This is a genomic window from Acinetobacter sp. 1125_18A (assembly GCF_052824985.1).
Window position 1 is genome coordinate 215,873 of the sequence record NZ_VTDG01000002.1, and the last position, 21,335, is coordinate 237,207.

A 21,335-nucleotide genomic window follows, 5' to 3' on the forward strand; every position below is an offset into this window, starting at 1 on the left:
CTTAATTTAAATTTTTATCGTATTCTGCTTGTATCTTATCGCAATAAGGTTTCATTGCAGTCACTGAATTTTTAAAACCATTCAAAGCTTCATCAAATGTACGCTGATCTTCAGCAAACTCTTGATCGAATTGCTCTTTATACTTTTGATTATTCAACAACATTTTAACGATTTTCTGTTGATGAACACATCTCCTATGCGCGCTCATTATATTATCATCTTGAGCCGTATTCGCAATTGAATCCATGAGAGATGCAACAAGGGATTCAAAAACCTCCTTAAACGCTTGATAAGTCTTTTGCTCTGAAACAATCGCTTTGTTCAGCTCAGGATTTGCACTTGTATTTGCATGAATTAAAGATGTAACCAATAAACATAGAATCGATAGTAAATATTTAATATTTTTCATTATTCTTCCAAACAATTAAAAAAGAAGTGCTTATAAGCACTTCTTTACTTTATTCTTTATCGATCTGCGGGAAATGCATTTGGTGGAGGTGCATATTTATTCACGGGTTTAGCCTCATCTTCTGGTGCTTCCAACTCATATAAAACCGTACCAATTACACCAGCATTCTGAATGGAACCATTATCTGAATTCGCAGCATACGCATCTTTAGGCTTACTAAAAGTAAAGGAAGCAACAGCAGATTCACTCTTACGGAAACCTTCAATTTTCAATGAATCATGAGCATGTAAGACATAACCGGAATTGCTTCTGGAAGCCTCACTGCCATCAATGACATCTACACCATCAACACTGGCAACCACTTCAAAAGTTTTAGCTGTGTTATTTTCATACTGAAGTTGATAGCTTTGCCCTTCACGCCCTGACAAATAGTAGCTTTGTCCAACACGATACATTGGAATTCGGTTTCCATGATCATCTACAACAGAAAAACTCACTTTTCCTGCGGCAATAGAAATTGAATTGATCGTTTTACCTTTGTAGTTCTTATCTGCATATTGCACGATAGTTTCAGCAAGAGGTGAATCAGATTTACGCTTTAACTGCACTTCAGTCATATGGGAATCAATTTCATCACCCCACTTTGTGCCTAACTTTTCGTCAGCTGCAACTTGATTGTTGGCTGCTTCAGCGGCTGCATCTGCACTGGTCGCTTCGGTTTGGGGTTGTGATGCGCTTTCATCTGATTTTTTCGAACATGCAGCTAGAAAAATACACAACAAAAGACAGAGAAATATATTTATATTTTTCATTATAAAACCTATTTTAAAGTTTATAAGTTACGTAGATTATTATCAAAGTCATAATATCGTAGCTGTTTTGACTGCGCTATTTTTAAATTATTGCAATTGTGTAACATTATAACATCTCAAAAAAAGAGGGATAATATCCCCCTCTCTCGTTTTGATATTTTTAATTAATCCACAGGAAAGGCATTTGGTGCGGGCGCATAAGTATCCTTAGATTTTTTGGGTAGATCGTATTTAGGTGCTTTTAACTCATACACTACTGTCCCAATCACACCAGTATTTTGAATAGAACCACTGGCAGAGTTGGCAGCATAAGCATCATTCGGCTTACTAAAAATAAATGAAGCTACAGATGAATTACTCTTCCTAAAACCTTCAATCGCAAATGAGCTATAAGGTCTTAACACATAACCACTATTTGAACGTGAAGCTTTACTTCCATTAAGAACATCTAAACCATCGACACTTGCAACAACTTCAAAGGTTTGGCTACTGGTATTGGCATAACGCAATTGATAGCTTTGTCCATCACGGGCAGAAAGATAATAACGCTCGCCATCGCGATATAGCGGTAAAATTCGCCCACGATCATCCACAACAGAAAAGCTAATTTTTCCAGCAGCTAAAGAAATGCTGTTAATACTACGTCCTGAAAATTGCTTACTGGCATAACGAATTTGAGTTTCATCAATAGGATTACTACTCAAACGTTTTAAATCAACTTGAGTCACATACGAACTTACGTCATCTCCCCATTTCGTCCCTAAACGCTCTTCCGACTTTACTCGATTTTGGTTGGAAATAGGCGCTGGTGCGGCCTTAGCTGTTGCTGAGGTAGGTGATGGTGCAGATTCGATTTCTTGTGAAGTAGCATCCTGCGTTGAAGAGTATTTTGCAGTACTACAAGCGCTGATTAAAGCACAAAGACATAACCATAATAATAGTTTGGATTTATACATATTCTATTTCCAGTTTTTAAATTTTATTCAAATCAGTATAGTCAAATTGACAATCATATTACATCTAGAATTGTTGAGTATATTTTAAAAAATTTAACTGAAAAGTTTGCCTTAAAGTAAATTCCAAATGCTTAAACGGATACTCATCAGCTTCATTTTACCTGCACATAGAATTGTTTTTTTTATAGTGATTTATCTTAGCCAATGTAAAAATCTAATTACTATTCAAAAGAATAAATACCAACACAAATCAAAAACTGTATGTAGAAATACAGTTTTTGATTTCATTCATGCAACTACTCAGCTTGTATAGGTCTTAGAGTTAGAATCTGTTCACTACGTCCAAATGGCCCATAAATATCATGTAAGACGGAACTGGTTAAACCAATACCATCGTCACCATATTGTTGTACGGTTTCTAAACCTAACCATTGACCTTGAGGCAAACGATATAAATGAATTTGTAAATCTAAGTTTGGAAAGCCCCAATTAAAAGGGGGTGTTTGTCTCGCCACGACACCATTTGCAGTATCGACCATTCCCATTAACTTCACAAATGACGATGTCGGTCGACCTTCAACCATATCCAAAGTATTGCTAAGCCACACAATACCAGCTCCTTGTCGACGTTGCTCAGTCCTTGCTTCAATCGAATGAATATAGCCACCAGGCCATTGACGTATTTCATCCCAAATTGGTAACTGTTCAGGCGTACCAATAGATTGATCCTCTAAACCTGCAACAATTTGACTATTATTGGTCATCATGCGCCAAGTTCTCGCCACAATGCTTATTTTACCTTGTGTGACCATTTCGGATTCAATCAGTTCAATGGTCTTGCCAGCACGAATCACTTTTGTCCGAATATAAAATTCACCACCCGCAATTAATCCAAGAATATCTAAACTTATACGACCAATTCGAACATCATTTCGAGGTGAAAACTGCTCTAATTCAGCACAAATAACCCCTGTCGCTGGTGCCATATGTTGCTCATGCGCATTCCAAGCCCCTTGAGCATGATGTGTCGATTGATAATGTGCAGTCACTACACCCTGCTCATCGATATGACGCTGAATCAATTGATAATATGCAGACATAAACTTCCCTATCACTCTTAAAAATCATTCGCTATACATATAATTCCGCATTATTTTTGTACTCGACTTAAGCAAAGAAGTCTAATACTAATAGGAAAAATGACCCATAGCGTTCAATATTTTCACACTGGATTGAACGCTTAAATTTAAAGTGAGATATTAAAAAGTGTGACATATTGAAAAGTCAGTATTTGAAAGCCTATATTTAACCGATGAGTAAAACGACAGCTGAAAAAATCAGACAATAAATACCAAAGAAATGCCAGCGGCCATGTTCAAGCCAACTCGATAGCCATTTTAAAGCAACAAGACCTGCAATAAAGCTAAACAGCATCCCAAACATGCTGGGTAAAAGCAGTTGAGCTAAATGAATACTTTGAAAATTCTCGGCATGTAGCAATCGATAAAGCTCTTTTACAATCACCGCTGGGGTTAATACCACTGCCAAGGCAAAACTAAACTCTTCCGCTTTTTGGCGAGCGACACCTAAAAATAATCCTGTTGAAATTGTTGCACCTGAACGTGAAAAACCACGGAACGGCAAACATAAAGCTTGAACAGCGCCAATCCATGCCGCACTTTTCATCATCACATCACCAACCTGTCCACGATCTAATCGAGAGGATAAAATAATCAATACACCAGCAGAAGCTAAAGCAGCAGCCATTAATTTTGAATTGCTAAACAATTGCTCAATTTCAAAGTGATTTGCCCCAACAAAAAAGACATGTTTGATCATCGATTGCAACGCTAATCCAAGTACGCCCGTGATGCCTGTTGCAACAATCACAAACCATGCTTGTTTTTTAAAACGATCCCATGACGAAAAATAGGTTGTGCGCCAAGACTTCCAAAAATACACAATGACCGCAAACATTGTTCCAGTATGTAGCATGACCAATAAAAACGTCATATCAGGCGCTGATGGGTCAAAACCCATCAATTTTTCAGCCACAATTACATGCGCTGAACTGGATACAGGCAGCAGTTCTGCAAACCCTTGTATGATGGCAAGAATAAGTACATGAAAAATAGTCATCAACAATCTCTACGGATTAGAATTATTGATGCCTTATACGTTTACAGCATTAAATCTAAATTAAAATAAACTTACACCCAGCGAAAATTAAGTCAGCCTCCTCGCCGATTTCGCTACAACCTTTAACGCTGATTTGAATAATCTCGTGCACCAAACAAAGCTGTCCCGATACGTACCATGGTTGACCCTGCAGCAATGGCTTCTACCATATCTCCAGACATTCCCATGCTCAACGTATCCCAATCCTCAGCATGCGCATGATGAACTTTAACCTGATCAAATAATTGCTTTGCATCACTAAATGCTTGCGGATGATCAGGTGCAGGAATCACCATTAAACCACGCAACTTTAAATTCTTTAATTGACTGATTTGTTTCACCAGATCTACAACTTCATCAGGCTGACAACCATCTTTACTGTCTTGTGCATCAATATTGACTTGCAAGCAAATATTTAATGGCGTTTGAGTAGCTTCACGTTGATTTGAGAGACGCTCTGCAATGATAAAACGATCAACACCATGCACCCACGCAAACTTTTCAGCAAGATGCTTAGTTTTATTGCGCTGTACATGACCGATAAAATGCCATTCGATCTCTAAATCTTTTAAATCTTCAATTTTTTCGAGCGCTTCTTGTAAATAATTCTCGCCAAAAGCACGCTGACCCGTAGCATACATTTCTTTTAATAGCGTACTTGGATGTGTCTTGGAAACTGCCAACAACTGTACCTGACTCACATCACGATTTGCAGCCAAACAGGCCTGCTGAATTTGCGCGAGTACATGATTTCGAGCTTGATTTAGATCATTCATTGACAAGGTTCTCATTTCATAAAAATTTCAGCTTCCAAGCAATGAAATTGTTGGTTATGCTGAGTGAAAGGCCTTATTATTCTACAAAATAATTAAGCAAATAGGTTTTTATTCGGGGACATTATGGATATTACAGAATTATTGGCGTTTTCCGTCAAAAACGGTGCATCTGACTTACACCTTTCAGCAGGTATGCCACCGATGATTCGTGTCGATGGTGAGGTCCGTCGTATCAATTTACCAGCATTGGAACATAAAGAAGTTCACAGACTGGTTTATGACATCATGAATGATAAACAACGTCGTGATTTTGAAGAACAATTAGAAACTGACTTCTCATTTGAAGTTCCAGGTATTGCCCGTTTCCGTGTCAACGCATTCAACCAAAACCGTGGTGCGGGTGCTGTATTTCGTACCATTCCTTCCAAAGTATTGACCATGGAAGATTTAGGTTTAGGACAAATCTTTAAAGATCTTTGTGAGCTACCACGTGGTTTGATCCTTGTAACAGGTCCAACAGGTTCTGGTAAATCAACCACATTGGCCTCTATGATTGACTTTATTAATGACAGTCGCTATGACCATATTTTGACGGTCGAAGACCCAATCGAATTTGTACACCAATCTAAAAAGTGCCTCATCAACCAGCGTGAAGTGCATCGTGATACACATGGCTTTAATGAAGCACTGCGTTCTGCGTTACGTGAAGACCCTGACATTATCTTGGTCGGTGAGATGCGTGACCTTGAAACCATTCGCCTTGCTTTAACAGCAGCAGAAACAGGTCACTTGGTTTTCGGTACACTACACACCACATCAGCAGCAAAAACCATTGACCGTGTGATTGACGTATTCCCTGCCGAAGAAAAAGACATGGTCCGTGCCATGTTATCAGAATCTTTACAAGCGGTTATTTCACAAACCCTGCTGAAAAAGAATGGTGGCGGACGAGTTGCGGCACACGAAATCATGATCGGTATTCCTGCGATTCGTAACTTAATCCGTGAAAACAAAGTTGCACAGATGTATTCAGCAATTCAAACCGGTGCAAACTATGGTATGACCACATTGGATCAGAGTTTAAAAACGCTGGTCGCCAAAGGTGTTATTAGTCCTCAAGTTGCAAGAAATGTAGCAAAACAACCAGAATCATTCTTATAAAATGGATTATTGAGGTTTAAAAAAGATGGACTTTAATGACTTGCTCAACATGATGATTGAGCAAAAAGCATCAGACTTATTTATTACCGCCGATGTTGAACCATCAATGAAAATTAATGGTCAAATTGTTCCTGTGGTAAAAACCAAGTTAAACGGCGAAATTATTATGCAATTGCTTAACTCTATTATGAGTGAAAAGCAGCGTAAAGAATTTGCTGAGACCCGTGAATGTAACTTTGCCATTACCAATCGCGATAAAACTGCGCGTTTCCGTGTCAGCGCTTTTCAACAACGTGATATGCCTGGAATGGTTTTGCGTCGTATTGAAACTCAAATTCCGACCATGGATGAGCTTAAATTACCGCCTATTCTTAAAGATCTCGCAATGACAAAACGTGGGATCATCATCTTTGTTGGTGCAACAGGAACAGGTAAATCAACTTCGCTTGCGTCCATCATTGGTTATCGCAATCAAAATTCTAAAGGTCATATCATCACCATTGAAGACCCAATTGAATTTGTACACGAACATGCAGGATGTATTATTACCCAACGTGAAGTGGGAATTGATACCGATTCTTTTGAAATTGCACTTAAGAATACTTTGCGTCAAGCACCAGATGTGATCTTAATTGGTGAGATCCGCTCTCGTGAAACCATGGACTATGCCATCGCTTTTGCTGAAACAGGTCACTTAGTCTTTGCCACACTGCATGCCAACAACGCCAACCAAGCAATTGACCGGATTATTCACTTCTTTGAGTCTGACCGTCATAGCCAGTTGTTTATGGATTTATCGCTTAACCTCAAAGCCATGGTTGCGCAACAATTGATTCCAACACCAGACGGTAATTCTCGTCGTGCTGCAATTGAAATTCTTATCAACTCACCGTTAGTTTCAGACTTAATCCGTAAAGGTGATGTACATGAAATTAAGGATTTGATGAAGCGCTCTCGTGAATTGGGTATGCAGACGTTTGACCAAGCTTTATTTGACCTCTATAAAGCGGGACAAATTACCTATAAAGACGCACTTAAACATGCTGACTCTCCAAATGATTTACGTCTACAAATCAAATTGGATGAAGAAGGTGGTGCACAGCTACTCAATTCAAATAGCAAACTCACCTTTGATGGACAGTAGCTCAAAAGTAAAAAATGAGCTGATATAAAAAGAGGAGGCTTAGTTAAGCCCCCTCTTCATTTGTTGTATTTATGTGATTCTAGCGCTTACGATAAGCTTCCTGACATGCAGGTTCATCACAATAACCGTACAGATTCAAAGAATGTCCAGTCAATTGAAAGCCATGTTTCTCAGCTACCGAATGTTGCTCATGCTCGATGGTTTCATTAGTAAATTCAACGACTTTATTACAATTTTGACAAACCAAATGATCATGATGATCTTCTTGCATAATTTCAAAAACAGAATGATTGTTTTCGAAATGATGGCGCTGGATAATTCCAGCAGCTTCAAATTGTGTTAACACACGATATACGGTCGCTAGACCGACATCTTCACCTTGTTCGAGTAATGTTTTATAAATGTCTTCCGCGCTCAAGTGGTGTTGTCTTGAATTTTCTAATAATTCCAAAATCTTGATTCGTGGTAGGGTAACTTTAAGTCCAGCTTTGCGTAAATCTTGATTTGAAATAGGCATATAAAAAGGTCTCTCAACAAATTTTAAGTTGGAATATGCAACAGAGTTGAGATGCAGTATGATCTATCCTTGGATCAATTGCATCATAATTAATTTGGGATAGTGTAGCAAAATGCAAAAAATCATGCTGACGTTATTCGTCGCTTCTTTACTTGGTGGTTGTTCTGTATTTGGAGTATACAAAGTCGATATTCCTCAGGGAACACCGTTAACCCAAGCTCAAGCTTCAAAAATTCAAGTCGGTATGACCTACCAACAAGTACAGTTCTTGTTGGGTAGCCCAACAGTCTCAGATCCATTGAATCCAGGACGATGGGATTACATTTACAACTATATCCCAGGAACTTACGCGAAAAAAGCGAAGATTCCCGCAGCACATGGCCAACATTTAAAGGTTTATTTTGATCAATCAGGTGTCGTAAACAAAATTGAAGGTTTAGAAACCATTCCTGAGTCTCAACCTGGTTTACCTGCTTCTAAAGAAGCAATATTGAATGCGCCCCCACTATAGACACTTTGCGATAAAAAGAAACCCCTCAATGAGGGGTTTTTCATATGCATTCAATTGTTTAAAGCGATTATTGTAAATAACGCCTTATTTAAATAACAATTGTTGATAGCGATTACCACGACAGTAACGTCCGACAGGATTTGCTTTTGCGCGATTGCGACGAATATCTTTTGGATTAATCGTTAAAGCTCTATAAATTTCAACACGATCACCTGCTTGTAGCAAATGCGATTGCGCTTTTATTTTCACTCCGAAAATACCGAAACTAAAATTTTCAGGCAATTCTACTTGTTGCGCCAATCCACTTTGCGCAATTGCATCGGCAATCGTCATGCCTTGAGAAAATTGTAACTCAATGTGAAATTGTTGCTTTTCGGCAGCATATGCCACCCAAATCTTTGCCACGAGATTCACCTTGACCCTTAAATTAACTGTCCAATATAGGATACCAATGCCAACACAATACTCAAAGGTAAAACAATTCGTACCGCAATACGCCAAATATTATAAAACGCTTCTGAACTAAAATTGATTGCTTTACGTAGATGGCTGATTTTCATGATCCAACCCACAAAGATCGAATAAATCAAGCAAATGACCAAGCCCCAAGTCATCAGCAATGGATTAAACAGCACTACAATGTTTGGAATTGCCCAAATGAATAATGCCACCAACAACACTACAAATTGAATAAGTATTGCGACTTGGCGTTGAGCTAACTGTTCTTTGCCTAGTTGTAATAATAACGCGGCTGAAATGACTGCATTAAATAATAAAGTATAGGCAGGGATTTGTGCTGAAGCCGCAAAAAAACCAAAGGCAATCACAGCAACCAGTTGCGCAATCCAAATCGGTAAAGCTGTTTTAGATGCCTCATTATTCTGTTGAACATTCAACAAGCTGGTTTGCCAATACAAGCCTAAACCGAGACCTGTGGCCACAAGGGCTAAAATCGTTGCATTGCCCCACTCTTTAAACTCTACAGGAGTAACATGCCAAGCTTGTAAGTGTGTACCGAAAACCTGTGCAAGGATTAAAGAAAGCAGCACGCCTATCGTGATCAAACCCACTAAAATTTGACGAGGCGCAAAAGACAAAGCAAAAGCCACTACAGCGGCACCTGCAAATAACAAATGACCTTCTATCGGTAAATTCGCAATCTGCACAGTACTTTGACTGATATTCGATAAAATTCCACCCGCTAAGAATGGAATAAAGATAACAGCCAACCAACCCACAATGCGCCATGATTGAGATGCGTCAGCATCACGAGTTAAGCTAGACAAGGCATTGAGTGCAGTTGTTTTAGAACGCTTTGCTAAAGCAACTTCTAAATAAGTAATCGGCAATGCTAACACTAGCATTGACACTAACCACAATATCCAAAAATCAATTTGCCGATCAATTTGAATATCCAGACTTGGAGCCAAACCTGCGATAATCATAAATGATAAACAAAATGCCATGAGCGGCGATAACCATCGTGACATAGAATAATCCTGCATGAGGTGTTTCGTAAAAAGTTCTGCTATTTTGCCTTTGTCGATGCTGAAAATCAAAGCTTAAAAGAAAAAAGCAAATCACCCCTCGATGATTTGCTGCGCTAGATATTGTTATAATCTTTGTTATTTCTTTTTATCCCCTCTGAATTTTTTTAGTTAGAGAGCTGGTGATTCCCATAATTTCACAATCATAAAATGCCTGTAAATTATGAAAAAAATCTTGCAAACCAATTTTTGCCTTTTTTCTTTTCGTTTTCTTTAATGATTCCCATCATATTTAATTTTACAGCCCCTACATAATCTGCATCATCATGCTGAATATGATTAATTAACCATTTAGACAACACTTCATGCAATTCTTTTTCTATAGAATGCCCTTCTTCAAAACTGGTACGATAACTTTCGATACGTTTAATAAATAAGTCATGTACACGTTTATGAGGAACACGGTATTTATAACCCGCTTCTTCTTGTAAGCTTTCTTCAAAGGTAAAATGAGATTGTGTATAGTCAATAATATTATCAAGAATTTGCTTAATACGGGCACGATCCGTTGCCATACCGATTTCATCAATTTCATTGATGTAATCCAAAATCCGTTTATGTTGATCGTCGATCACATCGATACCCGTATTATATTCTGGAATCCATCTCATCTTCATACGATCACCTTAAAATAATGTCTTGACCTTCAGCAACCATATTAACGGCTATCTCTCTAAATAAAAATGAACTGTATTAGTCGGGATTCATTAAAAAAACTATAAAATAATTAAGTTATTGTTTATACTTGGATAATATTTTAATCCGCACTAAAAGAGTAAGATATTTTTTAACCAATTACTAATTTTAAATAATTTTATTGATTGTCTATATTTATTATTTTGAATGAATAAATGATTATGAATGTGTAATCAAAAATTTTTACCCCCCTCAAATGATATTTTTATTTTCACTTTTCCATATGATTACTCGTGATAAAATTACTCAATCATTTTTGCAAAATAAGAAAAAATATTCTTTTGTGATTTTGTTATATTTTTAAATACTTTCTTTATTCAAGTGAAAAGTATTTTATACGTGCTATTTTTATTCAACTTACCTCATTGTTTACTTAAAAACAGTTAAAATATAAATTTTATCACGACAATTTTATATAATAGACTTCTTTCATAAGTCCTTTTTAAAACCATAAATCAACATAAAAGTTCCCTCATCCTAGCCTTCTCCCAAAGGGAGAAGGAACTTTCAATACCAATATGATTCACTCCACATAATCATTTTTGATTTATGAAAGATCTTTAATATTTAAACAATTATAACGATATTATTACTCTTTTTTTTCAATAAAATATAATTAAACATTATTATTCGATCATCTTCTCTTTGCTTTAACAACATCAAAATACTCCGTTAAGCCTCAAAGATGACCATCCTATACAATTTAATATGAGACTTTGATCATTCAAAATAATGCGATTTACAATAAATAATTCGAAGTAATTTTTACAGGATTTAGTGGGAAAAAACCTGTAACCGAATGATAAGGAAATTGCTATCGATCTAAGATAATTCTTGCATCTATAGCTAGTACAAAAGCACCTATAAAAACCTGAATGGGCTAGTTAAATTGAATTATTTTTTATTTTTACAATAATTTATATTAAAAAAACATAGAGTTAGTGAATAACACTTCCCCCAATCTCATATGAATTCATTCAGATCAAACTAATATTGATCTGCCTTGGTGACTCTAATCAAACTTGGATCAGCAGCCTCACGAGCAAGTCTTTCGACATGAGTGGTTGCTGTTTTTATCACTTGACCATCTTTAAATAAAATCATCTCACCAGGTTGGTATGCAGTCCAAACTTCATTTTGAGTTAATGGCTCTGTGGTAATCACGGCAACACGATCTTCTTTTGTTGTAAATTGACTAAAATCAATATCAACATCAATATCGACCAAGCGTGCATATGTAAATGGATACTCGCGTACAATCCAATGCAGCTTCGTTGTCGCATAACTAAACAATGCTTGTCCATTGGAGAGGCAAAAATTAAAAGTGCCATATTCTGCAATTTTAGGTGATATTTCTTCAAGCAAAGCAAATACATCATTTAAACTCGGTTCAAAATAACCAAATCTTAAAACCAGTTGTTCAAGTAAATAACAAAATGCCAGCTCACTGTCGGTACTGCCTACAGGGGTAAAACGCCCCGATAAATGTGGATGAAAGTTATGTAAATCCCCATTATGTGCAAAAATCCACTGTCTACCCCATAACTCACGAATAAAGGGGTGGGAATTTTCTAAGGTAATTTTACCTTGGGTTGCTTTACGAATATGCGCAATCACATTCCGCGATTTGATTGGATAGTTACGTACCAATTCAGCAATCGGTGACAATACTGCAGATTGATTATCGACAAATAAACGACATGCTTTATCTTCAAAAAAGGCAATACCAAACCCATCAGAATGATCAGAGGTTATTCCTGCACGTTGAGAAAACCCACGAAACGAAAAAGTAATATCAGTGGGAGCGGCGCAGTTCATTCCAAGCAATTGGCACATAGTGTATTCATACAACATTTTATTTATAAGAATATTGTGCATGACTACGCAGCTGCTTGCAAATCTCAATAACTGAAAATAACTGCAAACAGATGCATATTATACCCATGACTTAACACAGATCAGCAAAATGATTGGGGTACTTTTAGGATATCAAACTCTAAGCCCCCTTATTTTTCGGACACTCAGCGATTAACCATTTTGTTTAAAACAAAATTTTTGGCAATTTCATTGACATCTAAAAAGACAAAATAATCTAAACAATTGAATGCTTCATCGTGATATGCCTGTTTCGATAAACGCGCATTCATTTTCAAATAGACATCAAACAACTTTGGAATTCGTTCATCTTGTGGAAAGCTATACTCTGGATGACTCGGTTCAAAAGCGGGATTTGCGTTTATATCAATCGACTGTTTAGCAGTCATTTTCTTCAAATGCTGATGCGTATAGTAAGCACGTGCCTTATTGTCTTCCAAACGAATGCTGACACATCCCATTAAGTGTTTTGCTTTCATTTTCCATAGCACTGTCGGAACTAAATTTAACCACAACATCGACAATGCACGCCCATTACGATAACGCGGATGTACACACGTACGGCCTATTTCCACAATATTGGATAGATGTGAAAGTTGAGAAACATCAAATTCTTGTGCGCTATAACTACGTGCAAGTTCATGCCCCTGAATCAACTTCAGACGTGTGTAGGCAACAATCTCATTGCTCCATTTATCACGTAATACCGCATGCTCACAATCAAGGTCATATAAATCTTGATCTAATCCATTTTCAAATGTAATGCCAAACTGATCTGCGAATTGTACTGCACGAAATTTTTGTACTTCTTTGAGTTGTTTCAGGTCTTCAACCCATTCAAATTTATATTGTGATTGTGCTTTTTTAGGTTTTGGTAACGGTAAATTTAAGTTCTGGAAGTTCTGACGATACTGATTTAATTTTGCGAACATATTTTCGACTCCTTGAGCTTTTACTTACACTAGGCAATCCTGATGACACTTATATGACGAAAAAATGACCGTTTAAAAACACGCTATGAATGGTTAATTTGAAATAGAATCGGCAAAAATAAAAAAAAGCCAATGTTTTCACACTGGCATTTTTAAAAAAATAATCTATAGATTAAAAATTATTTCTGAGGCTTGGCACGATTGGTAATTAAGGTTCCTACACCATGATCGGTAAAGATTTCTAAGAGTGTTGCATGAGGTACCCGCCCATCTACAATGTGCGCACTCACAACCCCACCTTTAACCGCATCTAAGGCACAACCCACTTTAGGAATCATCCCCCCGTAAATCACCCCAGTTTCAATGAGACGATCGACTTCTTGAGTACTTAGTCCAGTCAGGAGGTTTTTATTTTCATCTAAAACACCTGATATATTGGTCAATAGAATCAATTTTTCCGCACCTAAAGCTTCTGCAACTTTACCTGCGACTAAGTCTGCATTGATATTATAAGTTTGACCGTCTTCATCTACACCTAAAGGCGCAATCACTGGAATAAAATCACTTTGGGTAAACATTTCTAAAACGTCAGTTTTAACCCCAGTCACTTCCCCAACTAGACCCAAGTCAATTTGCGTGACTGTACCATCTGCAAGTGTCTTTTCCATCAAGAGCTTTTGAGCACGCAATAAATTACCGTCTTTACCCGTTAAACCAATGGCACGTCCACCATGTTGATTGATTAGGTTAACGATAGATTTATTAACACTGCCACCTAAAACCATCTCAACTACTTCCATGGTTGCAGGATCCGTTACCCGCATTCCATCAATACGATCAGACTCACGCCCTAACTGTTTAAGCAATGAATCTACTTGTGGACCACCACCATGCACGACAATCGGATTTAAACCTACAGTTTTGAGTAAAACGATATCGCGAGCAAATGAGCTTTCCAAATCTGGATCAGTCATTGCATTGCCACCATATTTTACAACGAGTGTTTTACCTGAAAATCGTTGAATATATGGCAAAGCCTCTGTCAATATTTGCGCTTTGTCGATGCCAGTATGCTGATGTGGCATTCGCCTCTCCTTAGTGAGCTGTAGGGATTAGACTGATGAATATGGATGATGCAAGAAATCAGTGTGCCTGTAGAATATCTTGGGCGATCATAGGATAACGATCACTGAGCATAGACGCAAATGTCTGACGAATTTCATTTAAACAATTTGGGCAATCTGCATCAAAACGTACGGTAAAATATTCACCTGTATTTGACGCCCGAATAATGCCAAAACCATGTTCAAAATCAAGGCGAACACCATCAATTTTGCTCAGTTCAGCACCAAATTGTTGACTGAGATGTTCAATCTCATTCAAAACAATTTTCGGATCAGTACGGTGGGTACTAATATAAGTATCTTCAGTATAAAAACGATCTGGATAACAAGCTAAGATTTCAGACAATGTTGCTTGAGGGAAACCACATAAGTATTCCATCACACGTAAGGCAGCATATAGACCATCGTCATAACCAAGTCCACGCCCATCATTAAATACATAATGACCTGCGTACTCACCACCAAAGACAGCCTGGCCTTTTGATTGCGACATGTATTTGCGTAAAAAACTGCTACCAGTTCGAATCATCTTGGCTTGACCGCCCAAACGTTCAACCACTTGACGTACCATAGATGAACATTTCACATCAAACACAATTTCATGCTGTGGATGATCTTTTAAACACATTTGGGCAAACAATGCTAAAAGCCGATCCGCTGAAATAATATGGGCATTTTCATCCAATAAAACCACGCGATCGCCATCACCATCTAAAGCGATACCAATGTCTGCCTGATGATTGAGTACATTTTGTCGTAATAATTCTAAATGTGTGGCTTGTGAAGGATCTGGTGCATGGTCAGGGAAGTTTCCATCAGCATTACAGCGTAATGCAATCACCTCACAGCCCAATTTTTTTAAAACAAGATTGGCACAAAAGCCTGCTGAACCATTTAAGCCATCAATCACGACTTTGAGCGGTCGGGTTAAGTGAATATCTTTTAATAATGCAGATTTATAGGATAAACAAAATTCAGATTTAATTTGATGAGCCGCTGTTTGAACAAACGATCCTGTATCAAGCAATGGAAACTGCTCACTTTGCAGATAACTTTTTGCTTGAGTGCCTATGTTTTGAATCATTTCAGGAGACGGTGGCTCAAACTGCATAATCCATTTAATACCATTGTCGGTTTTTGGATTATGACTCGCTGTCACCATAATGCCATTGCCCTGCGTATTTCTTGCAGCAAAGTACAATTGTGGCGTAGCACAACAACCTATTTCAGTGACTTCAATATCTTTATTTTGAAATACCTGTTTGATAATTTGAGCATACGCAGGACTACTTAATCGTGCATCGTATCCTAAGGTGATTTTTGATTGACCCTTTTCAATCAGTTGATCAACTAAAGCATATGCGATTGCCTGAATCAATTCAGGTGGCATCATTTCAACTTTTCCACGAATATCATAGGCGCGGAAAATCTGAAAAGGAAAATCATTCATCTTTTTCATAAGCAAAACTTCTATTTGCTTAACCCTTTATTTCGTCAGCTTAATCTCTCTAATGATAAGCAAGCAATTCATTTATATGAGAATATTTATATCGGGTCAAATGCAATATACTAAAAAACTCTTGATAATATATTCAATTTTATATACAGCGTTATACATACTTTTTGTTACAAATAAACATAATACTAAAAAAGCCTGATAAATCAGGCTTTAAAATAATGAGAGAAATCTAGTTCTTCCCAGTGTGACCAAAACCACCTGCACCACGTTCAGTCGCTTCAAATTCACTTACAATATCAAATTGCGCTTGAACTACAGGCACTAAAACATACTGTGCTAAACGCTCACCTGGTTCTAAAGTAAAGGTGGTTTGACCACGATTCCAAACAGAAACCATCAATTCGCCTTGATAATCTGAATCAATTAAGCCAACCAAGTTGCCCAATACGATCCCATGCTTATGGCCCAAGCCCGAACGTGGTAAAACCAGACCAGCAAAATTAGTATCTTCAATATAAATGGCCATACCTGTTTTAACCAACACAGTTTGACCAGGTTCAATTTGAATCGCTTCTTCTACACATGCACGTAAGTCCAAACCCGCTGAACCTGTTGTTGCATATGTTGGCATTGGCCATTCTTGACCTAAACGTTGATCAAGTACTTTTACTTGAACTTTCATATTGAAATCCTTGGTTAAATAAAGCTGTTAAAGGTGCTTTTATTTCTTCCGATCTGTTTAAAAGCAAATCGAAAGAAAAATAAAAGAACTGATTTAAAAAATTAACGTTTTAATAACGCTTTTAAGTTTTGTAAATATTGCTGTGCCTGTTGCTTAGGATCAACATTTTCAGCTAATTTTTTCTTACGACCTAACCAATCCAACTCATCTTGTGGTAATTCATCTAAGAAGCGGCTTGGGGTCATTTGTTTCATTTGCCCACCATTTTTACGCTGCTCAGCCAAAGTTAAGGTCAAACCTTGTTGTGCACGGGTAATGCCTACATACATCAAACGTCGTTCTTCTTCGATCGTTTCAGCGGCAATGGAGTTCTTATGTGGCAGAAGCTCTTCTTCTAAGCCCATAATATAAACAAATGGAAATTCCAGACCTTTAGATGCATGTAATGTCAGCAGGTTGACCTTATCAGTGTCTTCATCTTCCTGCTGCTGCTCAAGCATATCCAGCAACACCATTTTACGAATCACACTTTCAATGTTCTTTTCATCTACATCTTCAGCACGATTGATTAAGCTTTGAATACTGGTATAGAGCATCTCCACATTATCAATCTTGGTTTTTTCTTGTGCAGGCGTTGCAGCCGTTTCACGTAAATAATCGATATAGCCTGCATCATTCATCATTTGACGAATTTTAGGAACAGGTTCATCGTCATCTAACAATTCACGAGTGAAATCATTGATAAAGCCAGCAAACTCAGCCAATTGTGTGGTGGCCTTTTTCGGCATCACCATAGTTAAGCGTTGATCACTTGCCGCAGCCAACAGTGATAAATGATTTTCTTGGGCAAAAAGACCTAACTTCTCAAGTGTTACTGGGCCAATTGCACGTTTAGGCGTATTGATAATACGAAGGAAAGCACTGTCATCTTCAGGGTTAATGATGATGCGTAAGTAGCTCATCACATCTTTAATTTCTGCACGACCAAAGAAAGATTGACCACCAGAGAGCTTGTATGGAATCTGCATTTGACGTAGCTGAGTTTCCAATACACGTGCTTGGAAATTTCCGCGATACAACACCGCATAATCTTTCCAGTTTTTACCATTCATCAATTTATGCGTGAGCAGGTCTTTTACCACACGTTCAGATTCATCATCATCATTACGACAGGTGATGATTCGAATGACTTCACCATGACCTTTATCACTCCACAACTTTTTATCAAAGATATGTGGATTATTTTCAATGACATGGTTCGCGGCTTTTAAAATACGACTGGTAGAACGGTAATTTTGCTCCAGTTTAATCACTTTTAAATTGCGGAAATCTTCTTTTAGCAATGCCATATTTTCAGGCTTTGCGCCACGCCATGCATAAATGGATTGGTCATCATCACCTACAGCGGTGAACTGCCCCATCACACCGACCAATAATTTTACCAAAATATATTGCGCGGTATTGGTATCTTGATACTCATCCACGAGTAGATAGCGAACCCGGTTTTGCCAACGATCACGAACTTCTGCATTGTCTTGTAAGAGACGTGTTGGCATCACGATCAGATCATCAAAATCTACAGCGTTATAAGCACGTAAATTTCGTTCATATAATTGATACAAGTGGGCAAACTGCACATCTTCTGGTGTTTCACAAGTCGTATGTGCTTGCTCAGGCACAATCAAATCATTTTTCCAATCAGAAATTTTCTTCATGGCTTTAGCAATCAATTCTTTGCTTTCAGCACCCGATAAATTATCACGATGCATCAAGTCCATAAGAATACGCTTACAGTCATCTGCATCAAGGATTGAGAAATTATTTTTAAGTGGGGTATTTTTCAGCTCAATTCGTAATAAATTTAAACCAAAGGTATGGAAGGTCGAAACTGAAAGCCCTTTCCCTTCTTCTTTACCCAACAACTTACCCACACGTTCTTTCATTTCACGTGCAGCTTTATTGGTAAAGGTCATTGCGGTAATTCGATGCGCAGGAATCCCACACTGCTGGACCAAATACGCAATTTTTCTTGTAATTACTGAGGTTTTACCTGAACCCGCCCCTGCAAGTACTAACAAGGGTCCTTGAGTATATTTCATGGCTTCAAGTTGCTTGTCATTCAGTTGACTTGCTTTCGACATTGTTCATCCTCTAAAAACTTCGAGCTCGATTATAGTCATCTAAAGTAGAGTTGCAAAATGCTTAATTTGAATTTTTCCAATATAAAAACCAGATAAAAATCATTTCAGTTAAATTCTGCTTTAGTTTCAAACCTTCTTATTTCAATACTCTATTTTATTATGAGTTGTTGTTATTCAGTTGACTGGTGATCAAGTGGCGAAAGCATAACCAAAAACCATCATAACGGCTAGCAAATAGCAGCAAGAAGAAAGACCTTTATAGCATCAACGCTGGTTTTAATAATAAAAAATCTGAATCGCAACCTTAAACAGATTGATGAGATTTAAGCAAAAATTTGGAAAATAAAAAAAGGAATCATAGCGAACCATGACTCCTTTTCAATGCTTTCAACTCAATGCCTTCAACCAAAAAATACGTTACTTTTATTGCGATTTCTTGGTTTGTTGCATATTAGTTTGCCGCATAAATGCTGATTTCTACACGACGGTTCTGTTCTCGACCCGCTGCAGTTGAGTTATCTGCGATTGGGTTTTGTGAACCATAACCTTGAGTATCAATACGGCTTTGCACGCCTTTACCTTTAAGGTAGTTTGCAACTGAGTATGCACGGTTTTGAGACAATGGAATATTGATTGAATCATTACCTGTATTATCGGTATAACCCGTAACAAGAATTACACTCTTGTTGTCTTCCATTAAAGTTTGAGCAACTTTATTTAAAGTACCGTAGAAGTTCGGCTTAATTGATGACTTGTTGGTATCAAATGTAATGCTACCTGGCATAACTAAAGCTACAGAACCATCTGGATTACGGTTAACTTCTACACCAGTACCCTGCATTTGTTGGCGTAATTTCTTTTCTTTATTGTCTAAATAAAGACCAGTACCCGCACCTAAAAGCGCACCAATTGCTGCTGCACGATTGTTTTGTGCAGATGAGTTTGCATTACCACGAGACAAACCATAGCCCGCTGCTGCACCGATCAAACCACCAATAGCAGATTTGTCGTACTCCATACCACCGATGTTATTACCAGTTGATTGACAGCCAGAAAGTACTAAAGCCCCTGCTGTAAGTGTTGTAATTAATAGTGCACGCATTGCATGCCTCCAAGTTGTGTTTTTTGTTAACTTAATTTTGGTATAAAAAACAAAGTGCCACTATAGGCATTTTGTTAACAATCACGTATTTTTTTACATTTTGTAATATTTACAATGAAATTTACAAAAGTGATCATCATAATTTATACATAGTCATTAAATGTGTCTTTTTAAATTGCATTGTAACGATTATATTTAAGGGCTGTGGACAATTCGTCTATGTTTGCGATTATGTATATTTCTGGTGATACGAGGCAACAAATACGAAATTTATTCATTCTAAATAATGATAAACATGGTTTCCAATGTCGCAACGTAGCAGTAAAAAATATCTAGTCGCTTGAACTGGCACTCACAATAAATCATTAGGACTGTTCTATGTCATCTCAACAGCAGAAGCAACCTATTTTAAAAAAAATTACGAAAGGTTTAACCGTTGGCTCAGTGATTACTGGCAGTACTTTTTTTCACGGCCCACCTGTTTTAGCTTTAGGCTTGACCAAATTATTTAAAAAGTCAAAAAAGGTGGATGAAACCAATATCAATATCACCAATAGTTGGTTAAGTGTCAATAATTGGTTGATTGATCATGTTCTTCCCGAAACACAATGGGACATTACCGTTGATGAAAACTTGGATTTAAATATGCAAGGTCGTTATTTAATGACCTGTAACCACCAAAGTTGGGTCGATACCACAGTAAACCAGTATTTTGGTCTAACCCGTATGCCACTCACCCGTTTTTTCACCAAATGGGAACTGATCTTTATACCGTTTGTCGGGCAAGCATTTAAAATTCTTGGCTTTCCGATGATGAAACGCCATACAAAAGAGCAGATTGCAAAGAATCCTGAACTCAAAACACGTGATATGGAAGAAGCACGTAAAGCCTGTGAACAGTTATTAAGCCAGCCTTTCACATTGCTCAATTATCTTGAAGGAACACGCTTTACCCCAGAAAAACATGCTCAACAACAATCCCCTTTTACCAATTTACTTAAAGCTAAGGCAGGTGGACTCGCACTCGCTTTAAATATCTTAGGTGATAAGATTGACGCACTGGTGGACATGACCATTGTTTATCCAGATGGTGCACCCGGTTATGGAGAATTTTGGTTAGGTGAAGTACCACGAATTGTGGTCAATATGCGTAAAATTGAGATTCCTGAATGGGTATTGGGTGGCAATTATGAAGATGATGCAGAATATCGCGAACGCTTTCAAAACTGGGTTGATGATTTATGGACTGAAAAAGATCAACTGATTAGCGCCATAAAACAAAAATATAACCACTAACGTTCAATTGAAGAAAA

21 protein-coding genes are annotated in these 21,335 nt (G+C 37.5%); 4 read left to right on the plus strand and 17 right to left on the minus strand.

The window, feature by feature from the left end:
- Position 1 precedes the first annotated feature (1 nt).
- The 6 genes from FY049_RS03945 to FY049_RS03970 form a co-directional block, all read right to left on the minus strand.
- A complete protein-coding gene (locus FY049_RS03945) occupies positions 2-409 on the minus strand; it encodes a hypothetical protein (RefSeq protein ID WP_209826741.1) in 408 nt (135 codons plus the stop codon).
- Between the two features lie 56 nt (positions 410-465).
- Positions 466-1,221 (minus strand): hypothetical protein, encoded by a 756-nt coding sequence (locus tag FY049_RS03950; protein ID WP_224964873.1) that lies wholly within the window; start codon positions 1,219-1,221, stop codon positions 466-468.
- Between the two features lie 164 nt (positions 1,222-1,385).
- Positions 1,386-2,177, minus strand: a complete 792-nt coding sequence (locus tag FY049_RS03955; protein WP_224964872.1) for a hypothetical protein — start codon at positions 2,175-2,177, stop codon at positions 1,386-1,388.
- Between the two features lie 296 nt (positions 2,178-2,473).
- Entirely contained in the window at positions 2,474-3,277 is an 804-nt protein-coding gene (locus FY049_RS03960) for a thioesterase family protein (RefSeq protein WP_154129630.1), read from the minus strand.
- Between the two features lie 205 nt (positions 3,278-3,482).
- Complete coding sequence (locus FY049_RS03965; protein WP_224964870.1) at positions 3,483-4,316, minus strand: undecaprenyl-diphosphate phosphatase; 834 nt, start codon at positions 4,314-4,316, stop codon at positions 3,483-3,485.
- Between the two features lie 122 nt (positions 4,317-4,438).
- Positions 4,439-5,131, minus strand: coding sequence for a YggS family pyridoxal phosphate-dependent enzyme (locus tag FY049_RS03970; RefSeq protein WP_446083222.1), 693 nt, complete (start codon positions 5,129-5,131; stop codon positions 4,439-4,441).
- 123 nt (positions 5,132-5,254) lie between these two features.
- Between FY049_RS03970 and FY049_RS03975 the strand changes: the two genes are divergently transcribed.
- Positions 5,255-6,292 carry a type IV pilus twitching motility protein PilT gene (locus FY049_RS03975; RefSeq protein ID WP_004722735.1) on the plus strand — a complete coding sequence of 346 codons (1,038 nt, stop codon included), beginning with the start codon at positions 5,255-5,257 and terminating at the stop codon, positions 6,290-6,292.
- A gap of 25 nt (positions 6,293-6,317) precedes the next feature.
- A complete protein-coding gene (locus tag FY049_RS03980; protein ID WP_004722736.1) occupies positions 6,318-7,436 on the plus strand; it encodes a PilT/PilU family type 4a pilus ATPase in 1,119 nt (372 codons plus the stop codon).
- A gap of 79 nt (positions 7,437-7,515) precedes the next feature.
- Here FY049_RS03980 and fur read toward each other — a convergent pair whose 3' ends face one another.
- Positions 7,516-7,953, minus strand: coding sequence for a ferric iron uptake transcriptional regulator (fur, locus tag FY049_RS03985; RefSeq protein ID WP_004722737.1), 438 nt, complete (start codon positions 7,951-7,953; stop codon positions 7,516-7,518).
- Between the two features lie 112 nt (positions 7,954-8,065).
- Here fur and FY049_RS03990 point away from each other — a divergent pair, with 112 nt between their 5' ends.
- Positions 8,066-8,464: an outer membrane protein assembly factor BamE gene (locus tag FY049_RS03990; protein ID WP_004722739.1), complete on the plus strand. Its 399-nt coding sequence runs from the start codon at positions 8,066-8,068 to the stop codon at positions 8,462-8,464.
- Between the two features lie 84 nt (positions 8,465-8,548).
- Here FY049_RS03990 and FY049_RS03995 read toward each other — a convergent pair whose 3' ends face one another.
- The 10 genes from FY049_RS03995 to FY049_RS04040 all read right to left on the minus strand — a co-directional run bounded on the left by FY049_RS03995 (position 8,549) and on the right by FY049_RS04040 (position 20,022).
- Positions 8,549-8,878 (minus strand): RnfH family protein, encoded by a 330-nt coding sequence (locus FY049_RS03995; RefSeq protein WP_035371671.1) that lies wholly within the window; start codon positions 8,876-8,878, stop codon positions 8,549-8,551.
- An 8-nt stretch (positions 8,879-8,886) separates the two neighbouring features.
- The gene (locus FY049_RS04000; protein ID WP_446083223.1) at positions 8,887-9,969 is read right to left on the minus strand and encodes a hypothetical protein; all 1,083 of its coding nucleotides are present in this window, start codon (positions 9,967-9,969) and stop codon (positions 8,887-8,889) included.
- A gap of 203 nt (positions 9,970-10,172) precedes the next feature.
- A complete protein-coding gene (locus FY049_RS04005; protein WP_004819397.1) occupies positions 10,173-10,628 on the minus strand; it encodes a bacteriohemerythrin in 456 nt (151 codons plus the stop codon).
- A 1,066-nt stretch (positions 10,629-11,694) separates the two neighbouring features.
- Complete coding sequence (locus tag FY049_RS04010) at positions 11,695-12,543, minus strand: class II glutamine amidotransferase (RefSeq protein WP_224964867.1); 849 nt, start codon at positions 12,541-12,543, stop codon at positions 11,695-11,697.
- Between the two features lie 185 nt (positions 12,544-12,728).
- Positions 12,729-13,514, minus strand: a complete 786-nt coding sequence (locus tag FY049_RS04015; protein ID WP_224964866.1) for a GNAT family N-acetyltransferase — start codon at positions 13,512-13,514, stop codon at positions 12,729-12,731.
- A 179-nt stretch (positions 13,515-13,693) separates the two neighbouring features.
- Positions 13,694-14,599 (minus strand): acetylglutamate kinase, encoded by a 906-nt coding sequence (argB, locus tag FY049_RS04020; RefSeq protein WP_224964865.1) that lies wholly within the window; start codon positions 14,597-14,599, stop codon positions 13,694-13,696.
- Positions 14,600-14,657: 58 nt separating this feature from the next.
- Positions 14,658-16,097 carry a phosphomannomutase/phosphoglucomutase gene (locus FY049_RS04025; protein WP_224964864.1) on the minus strand — a complete coding sequence of 480 codons (1,440 nt, stop codon included), beginning with the start codon at positions 16,095-16,097 and terminating at the stop codon, positions 14,658-14,660.
- Positions 16,098-16,326: 229 nt separating this feature from the next.
- Positions 16,327-16,779: a dUTP diphosphatase gene (gene dut / locus FY049_RS04030; RefSeq protein WP_004722748.1), complete on the minus strand. Its 453-nt coding sequence runs from the start codon at positions 16,777-16,779 to the stop codon at positions 16,327-16,329.
- Between the two features lie 101 nt (positions 16,780-16,880).
- Positions 16,881-18,920 carry a UvrD-helicase domain-containing protein gene (locus FY049_RS04035; protein ID WP_004722749.1) on the minus strand — a complete coding sequence of 680 codons (2,040 nt, stop codon included), beginning with the start codon at positions 18,918-18,920 and terminating at the stop codon, positions 16,881-16,883.
- Positions 18,921-19,371: 451 nt separating this feature from the next.
- Positions 19,372-20,022 carry an OmpA family protein gene (locus tag FY049_RS04040; RefSeq protein ID WP_056514630.1) on the minus strand — a complete coding sequence of 217 codons (651 nt, stop codon included), beginning with the start codon at positions 20,020-20,022 and terminating at the stop codon, positions 19,372-19,374.
- Between the two features lie 378 nt (positions 20,023-20,400).
- On the opposite strand from FY049_RS04040, the gene FY049_RS04045 reads away from it, so the two are divergent.
- Positions 20,401-21,318 (plus strand): acyltransferase, encoded by a 918-nt coding sequence (locus FY049_RS04045; protein ID WP_105713225.1) that lies wholly within the window; start codon positions 20,401-20,403, stop codon positions 21,316-21,318.
- Positions 21,319-21,335 lie beyond the last annotated feature (17 nt).